This is a genomic window from Pseudomonas sp. S3_E10, assembly GCF_054667615.1.
Genome location: NZ_CP162743.1, coordinates 888119 through 904119, shown reverse-complemented (window position 1 = coordinate 904119; position 16001 = coordinate 888119). Strand labels below are relative to the sequence as shown.

The following is a 16001-nucleotide window of genomic DNA, read 5'->3' as shown; positions in this document are numbered from 1 at the left end:
CTCCTAGCGCATCACGAAGGGATCAGGCATGGGGGCCTGAGAGAGGTTGATCCACACCGTTTTCAGCTCGGTGTAGGCCAGCACCGAATCGATGCCGCTCTCGCGTCCATAGCCGCTGTTCTTGAAACCGCCGATCGGCGCCATGGCCGAGACGGCGCGGTAGGTGTTGACCCAGATAATCCCCGAACGAACGTCCCGGGCCAGGCGATGGGCACGCCCCAGGTCGCGGGTCCAGATACCGGCGGCGAGGCCGAACTGCGAGTCGTTGGCAATGGCCAGCGCTTGGGCTTCATCCTTGAAGCGGATGACTGAGGCCACCGGGCCGAAGACTTCTTCCTGCATGATCTTCATCGAATTGCGGTCGCACTCGAACAAGGTCGGCTCGTAGAACCAGCCTTCGCCGAGGTTCTGCGGGCGTTTGCCGCCGGTGCGCAGGCGCGCGCCTTCGGCGATGGCCACCGCTACCAGGCCTTCGACCACGGCCAGTTGCTGCGCGGTGGCCATGGGGCCCATCTCGCTGGCGTCGTCTTGAGGGTTACCGATGCGAATGCGTTGGGCGCGCTCCACCAGGCGCTCGACGAATTCGTCGTAGATTTCATCCTGAACCAGCAAGCGCGAGCCCGAGACGCAGCTCTGCCCGGAGGCGGCATAGATCCCGGCAATCGCGCCGTTGATGGCGCTGTCGAGGTCGGCGTCGGCAAAGATGATGTTCGGTGATTTACCGCCCAGTTCCAGGGACAACTTGGCGAAGTTCTCGGCGCTGCTGCGCACCACATGCCGTGCCGTGGCGGCGCCGCCGGTAAAGGCGATCTTGCGCACCAGCGGGTGGCGGGTGAGGGCGGCGCCGGTGCTCGGGCCGTAGCCGGTCACTACGTTGACGACGCCCGGTGGGATGCCGGCTTGCAGCGCCAGGCGCGCCAGTTCAAGGATGGTCGCCGAGGCGTGTTCCGACGGCTTGATCACGATCGTATTGCCCGCCGCGAGGGCCGGGGCGAGTTTGATCGCGGTCAGGTACAGCGGGCTGTTCCACGGAATGATTGCGGCGACCACACCCATGGCTTCGTGCACGGTGTAGGCAAACAGGTCCGGCTTGTCCAGCGGCAGAGTGCCGCCTTCGAGCTTGTCCGCCAGGCCTGCGGTGTAGTGGAAGAACTCCGGCAGATAGCTGACCTGGCCACGGGTTTCGCGAATCAGCTTGCCGTTGTCGCGGCTTTCCAGCTGCGCCAGTTGTTCTTTGTTTTCGGCGATCAGGTCGCCCAGGCGTCGCAGCAATTTGCCACGAGCGGTGGCGGTCAAGCCACGCCATGCCGAGCTGTCGAAAGCGGTTTGCGCGGCCTGCACGGCGCGCTCGACATCGGCTTCGTCGGCGTCGGGCAATTCGGCCCAAGGCTGGGCCAGCGCCGGGTTGAGGCTTTCAAAGGTCTTGCCGGACAGGGCATCGACCCATTCACCGCCGATGCACATCTGGAAGCGTGCGAGTGTCATGCAACGATCCCCTTTATTTGGTTTTGTCGGGAGTGCGCGGTGTCGAGAAACTCCAGCAGCAGCTGGTTGACCAGGCGCGGTGATTCTACGGGCATCATATGCCGCTGCTCGGCGAGCACGGCAACGGTCGCGCCGGGAATGCGTGCGGCCAATTGCTCGGCCATTTGCGCTGTCGAACCCGGGTCCAACTCACCGGTGGCGATCAGTGTCGGCACCTGAATGCTGCCTAGATCGTCGGCGCGGTACATGTCCTGGGTCGCGAACAGCTTATAGGTGGTCAGGTAACCCTGAGGGTCGTTGTTTGCCAGGGTTTGGCGCAAGGCCGCAATCTGCGCCGGATTGGCCGCCTGATATTCACGGCTGAACCAGCGCGACAGGGCGGCTTCGGCGTTGGCATCCGGTCCGTGCTCGGCCGCTTGAGCGGTGCGTGCGATGACGCCGGCACGCTGTTCGGGGCTGCGATTGAACACGCTGTTGAGCACCACCAGGCCTTGCAGGCGTTGCGCGTAATGCAAGGCAAAAGCCCGCGCGACCAACCCGCCCATGGAAAAGCCGATCACGGTCGCCTGGGGCAATTGCAGGTGGTCGAGCAGCTCCAGCAACTGATCGGCATAGCCGAGCAGAGGCGTGCCGCTTTCCGGGCGCGGGCTGGCGCCATGGCCAAGCATATCGTAGGCAATCACACGGTACTTCGTGGCTAGGCCGACAACCTGGCCGCCCCACATTTCTTTGTTCAGGCCCACGCCGTGGATCAAAACCACGGGCTGGCCTTGGCCGGTCGCCAGGTAACTGGTGCCAGCCGGGGTGCGTTCAGCGGTGAGCCGAATCATGGAGCGCTCCTGCATGCCTTTCTTGTTTTGGTGACTAACCTGGATTACTGAGCGTTCTCGGCCGCCAGCTCTTCCAGATCGATATAACGGTTGCCGATGCGTGGGTGCAGGCGGCCGCCATCGGCGCAGCCCAGAACCACCACGATTTCGTCGGCACGCGGGGCATCTTCAATCTGCATTTCCAGCGTGATGTAGTGCGAACGCAGGCCTTCATCGTCCTTGTGCATCATCGGGATCTGGATCGAAGTGCCCGGGCCGCCGCGCTTGTTAGTGAAGCTCAGGTAGCTTTTGGCTTTAACGGCTTCGCGGTAGTGATTACCGAAGCGCAGGGTGTGGATCACCGCCGAAGCATGCTCGATTTCGCCGTCGGCACCGACTACCGCGGCCTTGCCGTAGGCTTCGATCTTTTCGGCACCGCCGATGATGTTCACCAGGCGTTCGACCATCAGCGCACCGAGGTCGGAACAGTTGGCGCGGATTTCCGGTTTCAGGTCTTCAACGAACCCGCGGCCCAGCCAAGGGTTTTTCATCACTACGGCCAGCCCGACCATAGTCACAGGCTTGTCAGTAGCCTTGCCGCCTTCGATAAAGGTTTCTTCGACATAGCTGACGATCTTGCGGATTTCGAAACTCATGAGCTGCTCCGTAGAGGGGTTTGGGTGTCTATGCGTCTGATGGTATACCATAATACCGGCAGTGCAAGTCCCGGAAACGGGTTTATGCTCCAAAGACGACAAAAGGGAGGGCGGGCAGTTGTCCCGTGGCTTGAAGCCAATCGCTGCGGCCGGGCCGGTTCTGTCTACCTCGGCTTCGTTCAGCACGTAGACGGCATCTACATTCGGCGCAAAGCGCCAGGATTGAGGGCAAACACCCGTATTTACGGGGGCTGTGGTGCTATCCAGAAAATATTTAAAATAAATTGCATTTAAATCAAGACATTGCAGATTTTTGCTGTATTATGCCGCCCACACCGAAACGAAGGGTGATTAGCTCAGCTGGGAGAGCATCTGCCTTACAAGCAGAGGGTCGGCGGTTCGATCCCGTCATCACCCACCATTCGCTTCATGTGTTACGCGCAGCGGTAGTTCAGTCGGTTAGAATACCGGCCTGTCACGCCGGGGGTCGCGGGTTCGAGTCCCGTCCGCTGCGCCATATTCGGTAACCTGGAACGCTGAACGCCCGGTCACCACAGAAAGCCCGCTCATTGAGCGGGCTTTTTTTCGTCTGCAGCATTGCGCTGCGATCCATCTCCAGCCACGGGTTTTAAGTACACATTTAAGTACGTTATTTCAGTGACCTCTACGCCAGCACCGTCAGCCAGGCCGACACCAGCAGCAAAAAAGCCAGTGCATAGTTCGCGCGCTTGAACGCCTGTGGCGAACCAAAAAGCCGCGCGCTCGCCACCCCGAGCAATGCCCACAGGGTCATGCACGGCAAGGAGACCAACAGGAACACCAGCGACAACACCACCAGCCGCGTGGTCTTGTCGCCGCCACCGACAAACACGCTCGCCACCGCCACTGCCATCATCCAGACTTTTGGGTTGAGCAATTGCAGGGTCGCGGCACCGAACACGCTCAGGCCCTCGTCGCGTGGGGTAGTCGGGTTCAGCGACGGCGGCGCGCTTTGAAAAATCTGCCAGGCCAGCCAAGTCAACCACAGCACCCCGGCCCAGGCCATCGCCTGCTGCACGCGCGGAAACCGCAGCAGTGTCTCGCCCACGCCGAACCCGACGACAAACACAATCAGCGCCGCCGCGATGCATGCGCCAAAAATGATCGGCAGTGTGGCGCCCAGCCCCCACCTCGAACTGTGGCTCAGCACCAGAATATTGGTCGGCCCCGGGGTGATCGAGGCAACGATCGCAAACAGCAGGAACGGCAACAACGATTCCATGGCTCAGGCTCCCAGTGGACGCGTCGAAGGGGCAGAAAAGAACAGCGAAAAAAACATGGCATGGACTCCTTGATCAGATGGGAGGCCATGGTCGCGGGTCAGCTGGATTCAGTCTGGAAGGTTTGAGCAGCGCTTGCGGTAGTCCGCTGGTGTGAGCTGGTAAGCACGGCGGAACCAGCGCCCCAGATGGCTTTGATCGGAGAACCCGAGCGCACTGGCCACCTGCGCCGGTGACTCGCCCCGCGCCAGTAGCTGCCGCGCCTTGGCCAGGCGCAACTGGATCAGATAAGCATGAGGCGCCAGCCCAAAGGCGGCCTTGAAGGCCCGCGTCAGGCGAAAGCGATCAACCCCACAGGCTTGCGCCAGATCATCCAGCCCGATGTCCTCGTAGACATGGGCATGCAGATAGTCACGCGCCACCTGGGCCACCAACGGCAGGCGCGGATCAAACACCCGCCGCTTGCGCCAATCAAGGTGGCAAGTGAGCGACCCTAACAAGGTATCGATGGCGTTCTGGCGCACGATGCGCAAATCACCCCCGTGAAGCACGTGGAAGGCTTGATAAACGGCAGCGGCCAGGCCCGGTTCCTGGCTCAGGGTGTCGGCAAAGCCCGGCTGACTATTGGCCGGCGCGTGCTCGAACAACGCATGCAGCTCCCGTTCAAGCCAGTGCGGGTCAAGGTACAGCATGGAATAGGTAAACCCTTCCTCGGTCGGCGCATGTCCGTCGTGGATTTCCCCCGGCTCCAGCATGAATACCTTGCCCGGTGTACTGAGATGGCGAACGCGTCGGCAATTGAACTGCTGTACCCCCTGTTCGGTGACCCCAATCAGAAAACTGTCATGCCAGTGCGGATCGTAGGCATGCCCCTGAAAATGGGCGCGAATCGATTCAATCCCGGTATCGGCATCCTGGGACAGCTCAATCCAGTTGCGTTTATCCACGGAAGGCTCCAGAGGTAGGGGTCAGTTTTGAACGGTGCGGGCGGCTAAATTACCGCGCTTTTGAACAGGAAGTTTAGAAGATTTGTGCGGGTTGAGGCTGAGCCAAAGCTGCCTATGCGCAAAGGCAGAAAAAGGATCGATTGACGTCATTGGTGAATGGCACACATCGGCCAACTCCGTCGGACTAAACCCACATTAAAAAAGCCCGCAGAGTGCGGGCAAGACAGGAGTTTTAGAGACTGCGTGAGTGCACAGACTCAGTAGTGAGAAACATAAAACGCTTCGCAAGTTTATTTTCTTTTGTGCGATGCCGACCAACGGCGTAATAAGCCGGCAAGGGGAAAACTTGTACGAAACGGTATGATTTGTACAGGAAAAAAATCTGAACCTTCCTTCTGACGAGATAACAAAAAAATTCAGAAGGAGCAAACATGACAAGCTATTTATATATCATCGAGTATGAACTTCATCACACACCCCGGTCCTTCATTATAAGAAGCGAAGTTATGAATAATGCAGAGGCTTGGCACTGGGCTTGTTGCGATGCGGGGATAGGCATCATTCCGAGGTCACGTAATGACAAGCTCAAACGCATCAGCAAACCGATGGCAGAGCGCTATGGGCTTGAAAACGTGAGGTGGCGGCCGTCTGGCACTGTGCCATTTAACCCGAAGCCCTACATTCCCCCTCCACCCGAATGAATGCACTACCGCAAAAAGTCCATACGTTCGTGTATAAATCAGGTCAACCGTTTCTCTTGTTCGCTAACATGCATAACTTTTCCACATTAACGCGTAATGCACTGCTGACATACTCTAGTGAGTACTGTTGTTTGCACTTAGGGCATAACCGTTCCGAAAAAGTAGACACCCTATATGCGGGCTCCGCTTCCGTAGCAGGCTCGTAGATTTTATTGAATTTTTCGCAACTACGGTTCGCTTGTTTGGCTGGCATGACGGCTTCATCCATGAATGAGCAGGCCTATAAGATTGACCAAGGACGAGAGGATTTCAAGAAATCACATACGAAAATTCAAACAAGCGCTTACTTGATATTTTAATGCCATCATTGATGCCGCAAGCATTCATGCCGGCATGCTCATTACTGAGCAAGCCTGCGTTTATGGCGACCGGTTAAACATGCCCCCGAGCCCGTAAGTACGGTGGCGTGGGAGGAGGGCGGCTATAGAGCCGCCTCCTGCTTGATTCCACCTTTATCCTTTACGGCGCGTTGCGGCTATGGCGGTAGTCGCTGACAGCCTCGTAAACGGCCTTGCGCAAACGGTTGATGCCGCCGATCGGGCGGTGCTCTTCTACACCAAACCACGGATTGAACGATTGATTGTCGCAGGCCAGGTTCAGTTGCGGGGTATCAAAGTCTTGTGCCGGGATCTTCACCTTGGCCACGGTTTCATAGGGCGCGTCGCTTTCCTTCCATTCGATGCTGGTGTCTTCGATCGGCATGAATTTCTGCGGGTTCTGCCGCTGGATCTGCAACACGAAGCACGCCGGTACGCGGTCGGTGGAAAGCTGCTGGCTCAGGGCTCTGCGCAAGAAGTTCGGCAGGTCCTGATTCTGTTTAGGCAATACATATTCAGGGCAGCTTTGCGGGTCGGGGGCGACGCGGAACTTGGCGTTGGCCGCGCCGAACTTGTAGGGCGAGACCGAGAAATAAGTGGTCTGCGTGGGGCTGGCCGGAGCGGGTGCCAGGGTCGCCAGCGCGATAAACAGGTGGCGCACCTGCCAACTGCGCGGGTCGACGTTGGGGAAGAATGCCAGGACTTTCTTGCCATCGGCCTGGGCACCAATGTTTTGCGCATATTCCGCCACATCGCTGACAAAAAAGTTCGGATGGCTGAACATCACGAAGTCCTGTTCGGCACGGGTTTGCTGGTCGGCGAGCAGCTGTTTGCCCGGCACGTCGAGCAGCTTGATCGCCATGCCGCGGGCGTCGCGAATGCTGTCGAATTGCGGGTAGGCGTTGCCGTTGGACAGCCGCATCATCGCCTGCCAGGTTTTGCCAGGCTCGGCGAACACGCCCTGGCGCAGTGCCGGGTCAAGGTCGGCCAGCACGCTGACCTCGGCCTTCACGCAACCATGCGCCTTGGCGTGTGCATCGCGCAGGTAGCGGGTGCCTTCGCGGTGTTGGTCGACGATGCGCACCGCGGTCTGAATGATGCCCTGGGTCATCGCTGCTTCACCCGCCGGGACCTGTTCATCCGGCGACACTGGCCCGCTGTGTTGCCAGGCGTACCAGGCGGTGGCCGCCAGCCAGCCAAGCAGGCCCAGGCCCACCAGCCACAACAGGGTCTTGCCGAGAAACGCACCCAGGCGCAGCCACAGGCGGGCGAGCAGGGACGGTTGGTCATATCGAGATCGGATCATCATGGCAATTGTTGCTCCAGCGGGCCGCCCAGCACTTTGAGGTATTCCAGCAGCGCCCAGCGTTCCTGCGGCAGCAAGCCGCGGCCGATCACGCCTTTGCCACGCTCGCCAGCCCGGAATTCGTGGCCGCTGTTGTGGTTGCCGGTAATTTTGGTATCGAACAGGAAGGCATTCTTGAACGCGCCGGTCTCAAAGCCCAGGTGACGCGGGTCGTAATTGAAGGTGCCTTTATAGAAGGTGGTGCTGCGCTCGTCCTGGGGCGAAAGCAACTGGTAGATCGTTGGCACCGAGCCGTTATGCAGGAACGGCGGGGTGGCCCACACGCCGGCCAGCGGGCGGGCTTTGTAGGCACGCAACTCGCGCACGCCGATGGGCAGGCCATAGCCGTCCAGGCGTGGGCGTTCGGCGGGGGTTACGCCGGCGGCGCGGTAGGCATGGTCTTCAACGAAGGCGGTGACGTAGGCCAGGCCCTTGGCGACCGACATTTTTTTCAGGTCCAGCGGCTCGGTCGGTGTCGGGTGCAGTTGGACATTGAGCTTGGCCAGCTCCGCCGGGTCCCATTGCAGGGCGCTGAGGTCGTAGCGTTGGTCGGCAATATTACTGGCGGTGCCGGGGTCGGTGCCGATGTAATCCACGGGCAGCATCTTCAGGTGCTGCACCGGGCGGCCACCTTCTTGGGTGACGCTGGGTACGTGGCAGCTGGCGCAGTTCTCGGTGAACAGCGCACGGCCTTGGGCGGCGAGAGGCTTGTCGACAGCGCCGAACACGTCCTCGGGCCAAGTCGGTGGCTTGAGGCGTTGCAGGGTTTCTTCGATCAGGTTGAGGTCGCGCACGCGCACGCTCGATGGGTAGCGGGCATCCCCTTGTAGCGGCTGGCCGGCGCTGTCGAAAAAGGTCAGGGTGGCGCCCACGCCCAGGGCTTCGCCGATATTGCGGGCCATGGGTTGCTGGGCCGAACCGTTCCATTGCACCCAGTCGAAGGTCCAGATATCCCACAACTGCGGGTAGTCTACTGGCGCATTGGCGACGCGGTAGTTGTCCGGCGTAATGGCGTCGCCAAAGCTGGCGTTGGCGATGCGGCCGAAGGCGTCGGTACGGCCAGGGCCTTCTTCGGTGGGGTAGAGGCCGCGGTGCGTGTCGTTCCAGGCGACTTTGATGAACGAGTTCAACGACTGCTTGAAGTCCTGGCGCAGTTGACTGTGCTCGGCGTCGTAACGGTCACCCAAGACCTGGCGGGCGAAACGCTCGAATTTCCATGGGTTGTAATACGTGGCGGCGAGGCTGGCGACCAAGGCCTGGCCGAAGCTGCCACCGCGCAAGGTCGGCACGCTGGAAGGCAGCACATGTTGCGCCGAACCGCCGTCGATACGCACTGCCTGACCTTTGAAATGCAGCTCGCCGGTGTGGCAGGCGGCGCAGGTGATATCCAGGTATTCAACGTTGCTGCCGGCATTTTTGTGCCGGGCGAAACCTACCGGCAGGTTGCCGGGGTTTTGCGCGGAGGGCACTTGTTTGGGGTCGACCAGGAAGCCGAAACGCGCCAGGTAGTCGGGCGTGGCAAAACGTCGCTCGGAGAACGGCAGTTCCAGGGCGGTGAACCAGTCGTAATGCAGGCCCTTGACCTGGGTGCCCTGAGGCGTGAAGTAATACGTCTGACGGTCGGCGGCACTCCATTGATCCTGGTAGTGCACCTGTTCCACGGGCACATAGTCCGGCAGCCTGGGGTTGACGGTGTAATAGAGCACCACGGCCAGGATCAGGCCCAGCGCGGCAAGTAACAGGAGTAATACACGGCGAAAAATGCGCAAGATGGCTATCCTTGTCTCGGTCTTGTCGAGGAGTCGTGTTGTTATGCCACTACGCCACACATGCGGCAAGTGACCCTGAGCCCGGTAGTAGGCGATCCCACGATCCTTCGCGGGGCCCCATCATGAATGAAAATGCTTTTAAACACGTGAACTTATCGGAAGTTTCCTGCTCACATGCCGGTAGCCATTGGTCGTGGCCGCCTGATAAGCTCGCGACTTTATTCGAATGCCCTATTGGCGCATGAACAAGGAAATAGCATGAAACAGCATCGGTTGGCGGCGGCGGTGGCCCTGGTTAGCCTGGTACTTGCGGGTTGTGATTCGCAGACCAGCGTAGAGCTGAAAACCCCGGCGCAGAAAGCTTCCTACGGCATCGGCCTGAACATGGGCAAAAGCCTTGCCCAAGAAGGCATGGATGACCTGGACTCCAAAGCAGTAGCCCAGGGCATCGAAGATGCTGTCGGCAAGAAAGAGCAGAAGCTCAAGGACGACGAACTGGTTGAAGCGTTTGCCGCACTGCAAAAACGTGCTGAAGAACGCATGACCAAGATGAGCGAAGAGTCGGCAGCCGCCGGCAAGAAATTCCTCGAAGACAATGCCAAGAAAGACGGCGTAGTCACTACCGCTTCCGGTCTGCAGTACAAGATCATCAAGAAGGCCGACGGCGCACAGCCTAAGCCGACTGACGTGGTGACTGTTCACTACACCGGCAAGCTCACCAACGGCACCACGTTCGACAGCTCCGTGGATCGCGGCAGCCCGATTGACCTGCCGGTCAGCGGCGTGATCCCGGGTTGGGTTGAAGGCCTGCAACTGATGCACGTGGGCGAAAAGGTCGAGTTGTACATCCCGTCCGACCTGGCTTATGGCGCCCAGAGCCCGAGCCCGGCGATTCCAGCCAACTCCGTGCTGGTATTCGACTTGGAGCTGCTGGCCATCAAGGACCCAGCCAAGGCTGACGCACCTGCTGCACCTGCCGCCAAGAAGTAATCGGCGCCTGAACACACAACGCCCCGTCTCGACGGGGCGTTGTTGTTTCTGCGGCATGCATCGATCCACATGGGTGAGGGCGCTTGCTCCCACATGGGGCGCCGCTGCAAATCCGAACGAACGTCCGTAGTGGGTAACAGTCTGATATAAGACTCAAGTGCGGCTAGCCGCACGCCTTCGCCAAGTCAATGAAATCTTGGGTTTTTTTCATGTGCGCAAAAAACGCCCGATCTGACTGGAAGCCTTGTAGTCCGTGGCTTTCAGGCATTTAAAAAGGCTCTGTTCACAAGGTTATCCACAATTTGTGTGGATAACCTTTCTGTTTGATGGAACTGGAGTGACAGATGAAACCACCCTTCAATTTCACCCGTTTCCTGCCCATGGCCGCACGCTTGCTGGGCCGTGGGCGCTTGCCGACCCTGTTGTTCGCCGTGGCCGCCAAGAGTTCGAACCAGGGCAATCGCCTGGGCAAGCTCAAGGATGATTTCAAATTGCTGCAGTCCCTCTGCCTGGCATACTGGCGGGGCGAGTACCGGGCGATCAGCCCCAAGGCGCTGATCTCGGTGGTGGCGGGGCTGATGTACTTCCTGAGCCCGATTGATGCGATCCCGGACTTCATCCCCATGTTCGGCATGCTCGATGACATTGCTGTACTGGCCTGGATCATGAAAACTCTGGAGGGCGAACTCAGTGCTTTTCGTGCCTGGCGCGACGCCCTGCGCCCGGAAAAGCTTGCTGTTGTAGAGCGGCTGCCTGCCACGCCAGCCTTGCTGGCCAAGGAAAACTCGCAAAAAAACTGACGACTCGGCTATCCCCCTGCGACCTTTGTGGCTGTTAGGATTACACTCCTAAGGAAAGGGCTTACTTGGTAAGTGTTGTTATCCTACGGGGCAGTCATGGATATTCAGATAATTTCACGCAATGGCGAGCCCGAATACGCGGTGCTGCCATGGGATCAGTACCAGGCGCTGCTAAAAGCTGCCGGTCAGCAACAACCGACGCACACTCCTTCTCCTCCTGTACACGCCGCACCCGACCGGGACCTGCGCCCGCTGGCGGACCTGCGCCAATTGCGTGAAGCCAAGGGCCTGGCTATCGAAACCCTGGCTCGCACCGTGGGCATCAGCCCTTCGTATCTCGGATTGATCGAAAGTGGTGAACGTCAGCCGGATGCAGCGATCCGCCGCAGCCTGGCCTGGGAATTGGGCGTTGCAGGTTGGAGGGATGAATCTTGAGCCTACGTATCAGCCGTCAACATTGGGATGGTTTACTCAATGAACTGGATCAGGCGCGCCGCCAGCGGCATCTGCTGACGTACCGCGCGCTGCTTGAACGCCTGCAATTTCCGACGCCGGCGATGCAAACCCTGGCCGCGGCCCTGGAACACTTGGCGGCGCTGGACGCCAAGGCCGAGCAGCCGTTGCGCAGCTCTCTGGTGATCAGCCAGGGCGCCAGCCGCCTGCCGCGCACCGGGTTCTTCGAATGCGTGGAGCGCCTGGGGCGCTTCAGTGGGCCGTCCGATGGCGTCGCCGCCGCCTCCTGGCACGCTTCGGAAGTGGTGCGGGTGTTTGAGTACCAATACCCGGAGTCTGCCGAGGCTTAAAGGGCTTGGGGCAGCGTGTCCATGCTGTCGATCACATGGATGCTGTAACCGGCCACATCCTTGGCGTGATGCTTGGCCTGCGACGCCAGCTCTGCCAACTGGCTGGCATCGAGTTGTCCACAGGCCTGTGGATACAAATGCACCACCCCAATCGACAGCGACAGCAATGCAAACTCCTGGCGCACGCCTTGACGGTTCAACGCGACAAAACAGCCGGCGTCGAGGTGCTCGGCGCGATAGAAGCGCCGGCATTGGGTGTGGAAGTCGTCCAGCAGTTGATTGAGTCGCTTGCGCCAGTCCTGCGGCCCCAGCACCAGCAAAAAGTCATCGCCGCCGATGTGCCCGACGAAATCGCGGCTGGGGTCCACCCGGTCATTCAGGCATTGGGCCAGGCACAGCAACACCTCATCCCCTCGCCCGTAGCCATAGATGTCGTTGAACGGCTTGAAGCTGTCGATATCCACGTAGCAGATCACCGACTCCCGTTGCTGTTGCAACAGCCGTGTGAGGCATTGCTGGATCGGTACATTGCCGGGCAGCAGAGTCAGCGGGTTGGCATAGCGTGCCTGCTGGATCTTCAACTCGGTGATCAGCTTGAGTACATCGATCACCCGCCCCAGACCCAAGTAGTCGCCATTGAGCGTGATGATGAAGTCTTCTTCGATGCGTTGCCGCGCGCGGCTGGTGAGCAGGCGGCTGACCTGTTGCAGCGACTGGCTCAGTTCTACCGCCAAAAAGTCGGTGCTCATTAAACGGCTGATGGGCTTGCGCGCAAACAGGTCGGTGGCGAACGGCTTGAGCAGTGCGTCGGACAGCGAATGCCGATGGACGATGCCCACCGGGTGGCCGCGCCCATCCAGCACCGCCAGCGAGTTGAGGTTGGCCTGGCGGCGGAACGCTTCCAGCACTTGCGCCGTGGCGGTGTCCTGGTCCACCGCCGGTTGTTCATTGAGCAGAGCGCTGAGGTCGCTGCCTTCCTCGCTGAGGGTTGCGATATTTTGGTCTGGCTTGGGCAGCATCAGGCGCGCTTCCTGCGGCGGCTGTTCCTGCGGACGACAGAGCAGGTAACCCTGGACCAGGTCCACGCCCATTTCCGTCAACACCGCCAGTTCTTCAGCTAACTCGATGCCCTCGGCAATCACCTGGGCACGGGACGCCTTGGCGATTTGCAAGATCGAACCGACAAACTCGCGCTTGAGTGCATCCTGATGAATGCCATCGATAAAGTGTCGGTCGATTTTCACGTAATCCGGGCGCAACTCCGACCATAACCGCAGGCTCGAATAGCCAGCGCCCAGGTCATCCAGGGCAATCGAAAAGCCCATGTTGCGGTAATGATGCAGGGCGGTTTGCAGCAGGTCGAAATCGTCGGTGGGGGTTTGCTCGGTGAGTTCGATCACTACCTGACTCGGCGGGATGCCGAAGTCGCGCAGCAGTTGCAGGGTGCGCCCCGGTTGGTGCGCCGTTTCCATCAGGGATTGCGGGGAGATATTCAGGAACAGCTTGCCTGGTAACTTTTGTTCGCTGAAACGTCGGCATGCACTCAGGCGACAGGCCATTTCCAGTTCACTGAGACGCCCGGCCTGGCTGGCCACCGAGAACAAGGCGACAGGGGAGTGCAGCGGGCTGTTGGAGGGGCCACGGCTGAGGGCTTCGTAGCCAAGAACGCGCCGTTCGGACAGGCAGATGATCGGTTGGAACAGGCTGTGCAAACTGCCTTGAGCCAGGATAGAGCCCAGTGCATTCAGCTGTTCGTTCATGGTCATGGCGATCTCGATCGAAAAAAAGGACCCCAGGCGTTGCGCCTGGGGTCCTTCATTTCACGACAGAATGATGTCTATTTGATGACACTCCGCAGAGCGGTCACATTAAATTGCCATCATTTACTGCTTGGCCACCTGTTTACTGATCTTCAGGTAATCCAGCAGGATCCGGCCTGTCTCGGCCAGGTAAGCGTCGTCTTCCGGCTTGGTTTTATCCGCCTCGGTTGGCAGCGCGTCTTCGTCTTCTTTCTTCAGTTCCTTGAGTGGGTCTTCACCCTTGGCCTTGCGGCGGATGTTCTCCAGCACAAGCTGCTGATTCTCGATGTCGGTGTGCTGCTTACGACGGTCCACTTCGTTGAGGCTGACGGTTTTTTCTTCCATCAGCTTCTTGGCCAGGGCCAGCTTGTCGCGGATGAACACAAACTCGGCATCCTTGGCGGAGCGGGTGTCGTGGTCAGCCTTCAACTGCGCCAGGAACGGCTTGAACGGGTCCGAAGCAGGCTTGATCGCAGGACGGATGGTGTCCCAAGGCATGGCTTCCGGCAGGGCGCTTTCGCCGATTTCCTTGGTGTCGATAATCGACGGGAAATCGATGTCCGGCAGTACGCCCTGATGCTGGGTGCTCTGCCCGGAAACCCGGTAGAACTTGGCCAGTGTCAGCTTGAGCTCGCCATGGTTGAGCGGCTGGATGGTCTGCACGGTACCTTTGCCGAAGGTCTGGCCGCCGATGATCATTGCGCGGTGATAGTCCTGCATGGCACCGGCGAAAATCTCCGACGCCGAGGCCGAGAGACGGTTGACCAGCAACGCCATCGGCCCTTTGTAGAAGGCTCCCGGGTTCTCGTCTTCGAGCACGTCGACACGGCCGTCTGCATTGCGTACCAACACGGTCGGGCCCTTGTCGATAAACAGGCTGGTCAGCTCGGTGGCTTCCTGCAGGGAACCGCCGCCGTTGTTACGCAGGTCGATGACCACGCCGTCGACTTTTTCCTTCTGCAACTCTGTGAGGATTTTCTTAACGTCACGGGTGGTGGACTTGTAGTCCGGATCGCCGGCACGGAAGGCCTTGAAGTCCAGGTAGAACGCCGGAATCTCAATGACGCCCAGCTTGTAGTCCTTGCCATCCTGCTTGAGGTTGAGGACTTTCTTCTGCACGGCCTGGTCTTCGAGCTTCACCGCTTCACGGGTGATGGATACGATCTTGCTCGTCTGGTCGTTCGGCGCGTTGGTGTGCGGGATAACCTCCAGACGCACCACGCTGCCTTTTGGCCCACGGATCAGCTTGACCACTTCGTCGAGGCGCCAGCCGACCACATCGACCATCTCTTTGTCGGCCTGGGCCACGCCGATGATCTTGTCGGCAGGGGCGACCTGCTTGGTCTTGTCGGCTGGACCTGCCGGCACCAGACGCACGATTTTCACCTGGTCATTGTCGCTTTGCAGGACGGCACCAATACCTTCCAGCGACAGGCTCATGTTGATATCGAAATTTTCCGCGTTATCTGGCGACAGATAATTAGTGTGCGGGTCGTAGGACATCGCAAAGGTGTTGATGTAGGCCTGGAAGATATCTTCGGCGCGGGTCTGGTCCAGACGCGCGAGCTGATTCTTGTAGCGCTTGGTCAACAACTCCTGGATGGCCTTGGGCTCTTTGCCGGCGATCTTCAGGCGCAGCACTTCGTCCTTGACGCGTTTGCGCCATAAGTCGTCGAGTGCGGCGGTGCTGGTGAGCCAAGGGGCGTCCTTGCGGTCCACCAGAAGGGATTCCTTCTGGGTGAAGTCGAGCTTGTCGACGCCTTTGTTCAGCTCAGCCAGGGCGAAGTCCAGACGCGCTTTGACACGGTCCAGGTAACGCTTGTAGATGGTAAAGCCGGGCTGCAGGTCGCCGCTCTTGAGGAAGTCGTCGAACTGGGTTTTCCACTTGTCGAACTCAGCGATATCGCTGGCCAGGAAGTAGCTGCGCGACGGGTCCAGCAACTTGAGGTAGCTGTCGTAGATGATCACCGAGCGAGCGTCATCCAGTGGCGGCTTGCTGTAGTGATGACGCTTGAGCAACTCGACGACGTTGAGGCTGGCAATCACCTCATCGCGATCCGGCTGAAGGTTGTCCCAGCTGTTGGCTGCGAACGTATTGGTCGACATCGACGCGAAGCCGAGACCAATGAAAAAAGCGAGGGCGGTGCTGGGGAACAGATGCTTCATGCTGATTCGACGCGGGGGCAATTGATAACGCATATTAGGCCGTCTTTGAAGTTGCCGGTTCCATAGGGGCCGGTCGCATAATGCAAAAAGCCCGG

The 16001-nt window shown here is 59.5% G+C and carries 14 protein-coding genes and 2 tRNA genes; 7 read left to right on the top strand and 9 right to left on the bottom strand.

Annotation, left to right across the window (positions count from 1 at the left end; genetic code table 11):
• Positions 1–3: 3 nt before the first annotated feature.
• Genes AB4N98_RS03785 through AB4N98_RS03775 form a run of 3 tightly spaced genes read right to left on the bottom strand, consistent with a single transcriptional unit; the run spans position 4 to position 2950 of the window.
• Positions 4–1485, bottom strand: a complete 1482-nt coding sequence (locus tag AB4N98_RS03785; protein ID WP_065876933.1) for an aldehyde dehydrogenase — start codon at positions 1483–1485, stop codon at positions 4–6.
• Entirely contained in the window at positions 1482–2315 is an 834-nt protein-coding gene (locus AB4N98_RS03780; RefSeq protein ID WP_017530558.1) for an alpha/beta fold hydrolase, read from the bottom strand. The genes AB4N98_RS03785 and AB4N98_RS03780 overlap by 4 nt, the downstream gene beginning before the upstream one ends.
• A gap of 44 nt (positions 2316–2359) precedes the next feature.
• A complete protein-coding gene (locus AB4N98_RS03775; RefSeq protein ID WP_065876934.1) occupies positions 2360–2950 on the bottom strand; it encodes an amino acid synthesis family protein in 591 nt (196 codons plus the stop codon).
• Between the two features lie 345 nt (positions 2951–3295).
• Here AB4N98_RS03775 and AB4N98_RS03770 point away from each other — a divergent pair.
• Positions 3296–3371: transfer RNA gene (locus AB4N98_RS03770), tRNA-Val, on the top strand.
• Between the two features lie 19 nt (positions 3372–3390).
• Positions 3391–3467: transfer RNA gene (locus tag AB4N98_RS03765), tRNA-Asp, on the top strand.
• Positions 3468–3614: 147 nt separating this feature from the next.
• Here AB4N98_RS03765 and AB4N98_RS03760 read toward each other — a convergent pair.
• Together AB4N98_RS03760 and AB4N98_RS03755 are read right to left on the bottom strand one after the other, a co-directional pair.
• Positions 3615–4211, bottom strand: coding sequence for a LysE family translocator (locus AB4N98_RS03760; protein WP_065876935.1), 597 nt, complete (start codon positions 4209–4211; stop codon positions 3615–3617).
• A gap of 108 nt (positions 4212–4319) precedes the next feature.
• Positions 4320–5156, bottom strand: a complete 837-nt coding sequence (locus AB4N98_RS03755; protein ID WP_017530338.1) for an AraC family transcriptional regulator — start codon at positions 5154–5156, stop codon at positions 4320–4322.
• 431 nt (positions 5157–5587) lie between these two features.
• On the opposite strand from AB4N98_RS03755, the gene AB4N98_RS03750 reads away from it, so the two are divergent.
• Positions 5588–5857, top strand: coding sequence for a DUF6555 family protein (locus AB4N98_RS03750; protein ID WP_017530339.1), 270 nt, complete (start codon positions 5588–5590; stop codon positions 5855–5857).
• Between the two features lie 519 nt (positions 5858–6376).
• Here the strand turns inward: AB4N98_RS03750 and AB4N98_RS03745 are convergent.
• Positions 6377–7543, bottom strand: coding sequence for a catalase family protein (locus AB4N98_RS03745; RefSeq protein WP_065876936.1), 1167 nt, complete (start codon positions 7541–7543; stop codon positions 6377–6379).
• Complete coding sequence (locus AB4N98_RS03740; protein ID WP_065876937.1) at positions 7540–9348, bottom strand: di-heme-cytochrome C peroxidase; 1809 nt, start codon at positions 9346–9348, stop codon at positions 7540–7542. The genes AB4N98_RS03745 and AB4N98_RS03740 overlap by 4 nt, the downstream gene beginning before the upstream one ends.
• 258 nt (positions 9349–9606) lie before the next feature.
• Here AB4N98_RS03740 and AB4N98_RS03735 point away from each other — a divergent pair, with 258 nt between their 5' ends.
• The 4 genes from AB4N98_RS03735 to AB4N98_RS03720 all read left to right on the top strand — a co-directional run bounded on the left by AB4N98_RS03735 (position 9607) and on the right by AB4N98_RS03720 (position 11941).
• The gene (locus AB4N98_RS03735) at positions 9607–10338 is read left to right on the top strand and encodes an FKBP-type peptidyl-prolyl cis-trans isomerase (protein ID WP_003172938.1); all 732 of its coding nucleotides are present in this window, start codon (positions 9607–9609) and stop codon (positions 10336–10338) included.
• Positions 10339–10682: 344 nt separating this feature from the next.
• On the top strand, positions 10683–11138 hold the full coding sequence (locus tag AB4N98_RS03730; RefSeq protein ID WP_068932397.1) for a YkvA family protein: 456 nt from the start codon (positions 10683–10685) through the stop codon (positions 11136–11138).
• 96 nt (positions 11139–11234) lie between these two features.
• Positions 11235–11573, top strand: a complete 339-nt coding sequence (locus tag AB4N98_RS03725; protein ID WP_017530343.1) for a helix-turn-helix domain-containing protein — start codon at positions 11235–11237, stop codon at positions 11571–11573.
• Positions 11570–11941, top strand: coding sequence for a hypothetical protein (locus AB4N98_RS03720; RefSeq protein WP_017530344.1), 372 nt, complete (start codon positions 11570–11572; stop codon positions 11939–11941). The genes AB4N98_RS03725 and AB4N98_RS03720 overlap by 4 nt, the downstream gene beginning before the upstream one ends.
• On the opposite strand, the gene AB4N98_RS03715 is transcribed toward AB4N98_RS03720, so the two are convergent.
• Together AB4N98_RS03715 and AB4N98_RS03710 are read right to left on the bottom strand one after the other, a co-directional pair.
• Positions 11938–13707, bottom strand: a complete 1770-nt coding sequence (locus AB4N98_RS03715; protein ID WP_017530345.1) for a bifunctional diguanylate cyclase/phosphodiesterase — start codon at positions 13705–13707, stop codon at positions 11938–11940. The two genes, AB4N98_RS03720 and AB4N98_RS03715, sit on opposite strands and share 4 nt — an antisense overlap.
• A 117-nt stretch (positions 13708–13824) precedes the next feature.
• Entirely contained in the window at positions 13825–15906 is a 2082-nt protein-coding gene (locus AB4N98_RS03710; RefSeq protein ID WP_223271462.1) for a carboxy terminal-processing peptidase, read from the bottom strand.
• Between the last annotated feature and the right edge of the window lie 95 nt (positions 15907–16001).

Excerpts from the sequence above, each read along its gene's own strand:
- AB4N98_RS03785 (WP_065876933.1), bottom strand. The coding sequence starts at position 1,485 with ATGACACTCGCACGCTTCCAGATGTGCATCGGCGGTGAATGGGTCGAT.
- AB4N98_RS03780 (WP_017530558.1), bottom strand. The coding sequence starts at position 2,315 with ATGATTCGGCTCACCGCTGAACGCACCCCGGCTGGCACCAGTTACCTG.
- AB4N98_RS03775 (WP_065876934.1), bottom strand. The coding sequence starts at position 2,950 with ATGAGTTTCGAAATCCGCAAGATCGTCAGCTATGTCGAAGAAACCTTT.
- AB4N98_RS03760 (WP_065876935.1), bottom strand. The coding sequence starts at position 4,211 with ATGGAATCGTTGTTGCCGTTCCTGCTGTTTGCGATCGTTGCCTCGATC.
- AB4N98_RS03750 (WP_017530339.1), top strand. The coding sequence starts at position 5,588 with ATGACAAGCTATTTATATATCATCGAGTATGAACTTCATCACACACCC.
- AB4N98_RS03745 (WP_065876936.1), bottom strand. The coding sequence starts at position 7,543 with ATGATGATCCGATCTCGATATGACCAACCGTCCCTGCTCGCCCGCCTG.
- AB4N98_RS03735 (WP_003172938.1), top strand. The coding sequence starts at position 9,607 with ATGAAACAGCATCGGTTGGCGGCGGCGGTGGCCCTGGTTAGCCTGGTA.
- AB4N98_RS03730 (WP_068932397.1), top strand. The coding sequence starts at position 10,683 with ATGAAACCACCCTTCAATTTCACCCGTTTCCTGCCCATGGCCGCACGC.
- AB4N98_RS03725 (WP_017530343.1), top strand. The coding sequence starts at position 11,235 with ATGGATATTCAGATAATTTCACGCAATGGCGAGCCCGAATACGCGGTG.
- AB4N98_RS03715 (WP_017530345.1), bottom strand. The coding sequence starts at position 13,707 with ATGACCATGAACGAACAGCTGAATGCACTGGGCTCTATCCTGGCTCAA.
- AB4N98_RS03710 (WP_223271462.1), bottom strand. The coding sequence starts at position 15,906 with ATGAAGCATCTGTTCCCCAGCACCGCCCTCGCTTTTTTCATTGGTCTC.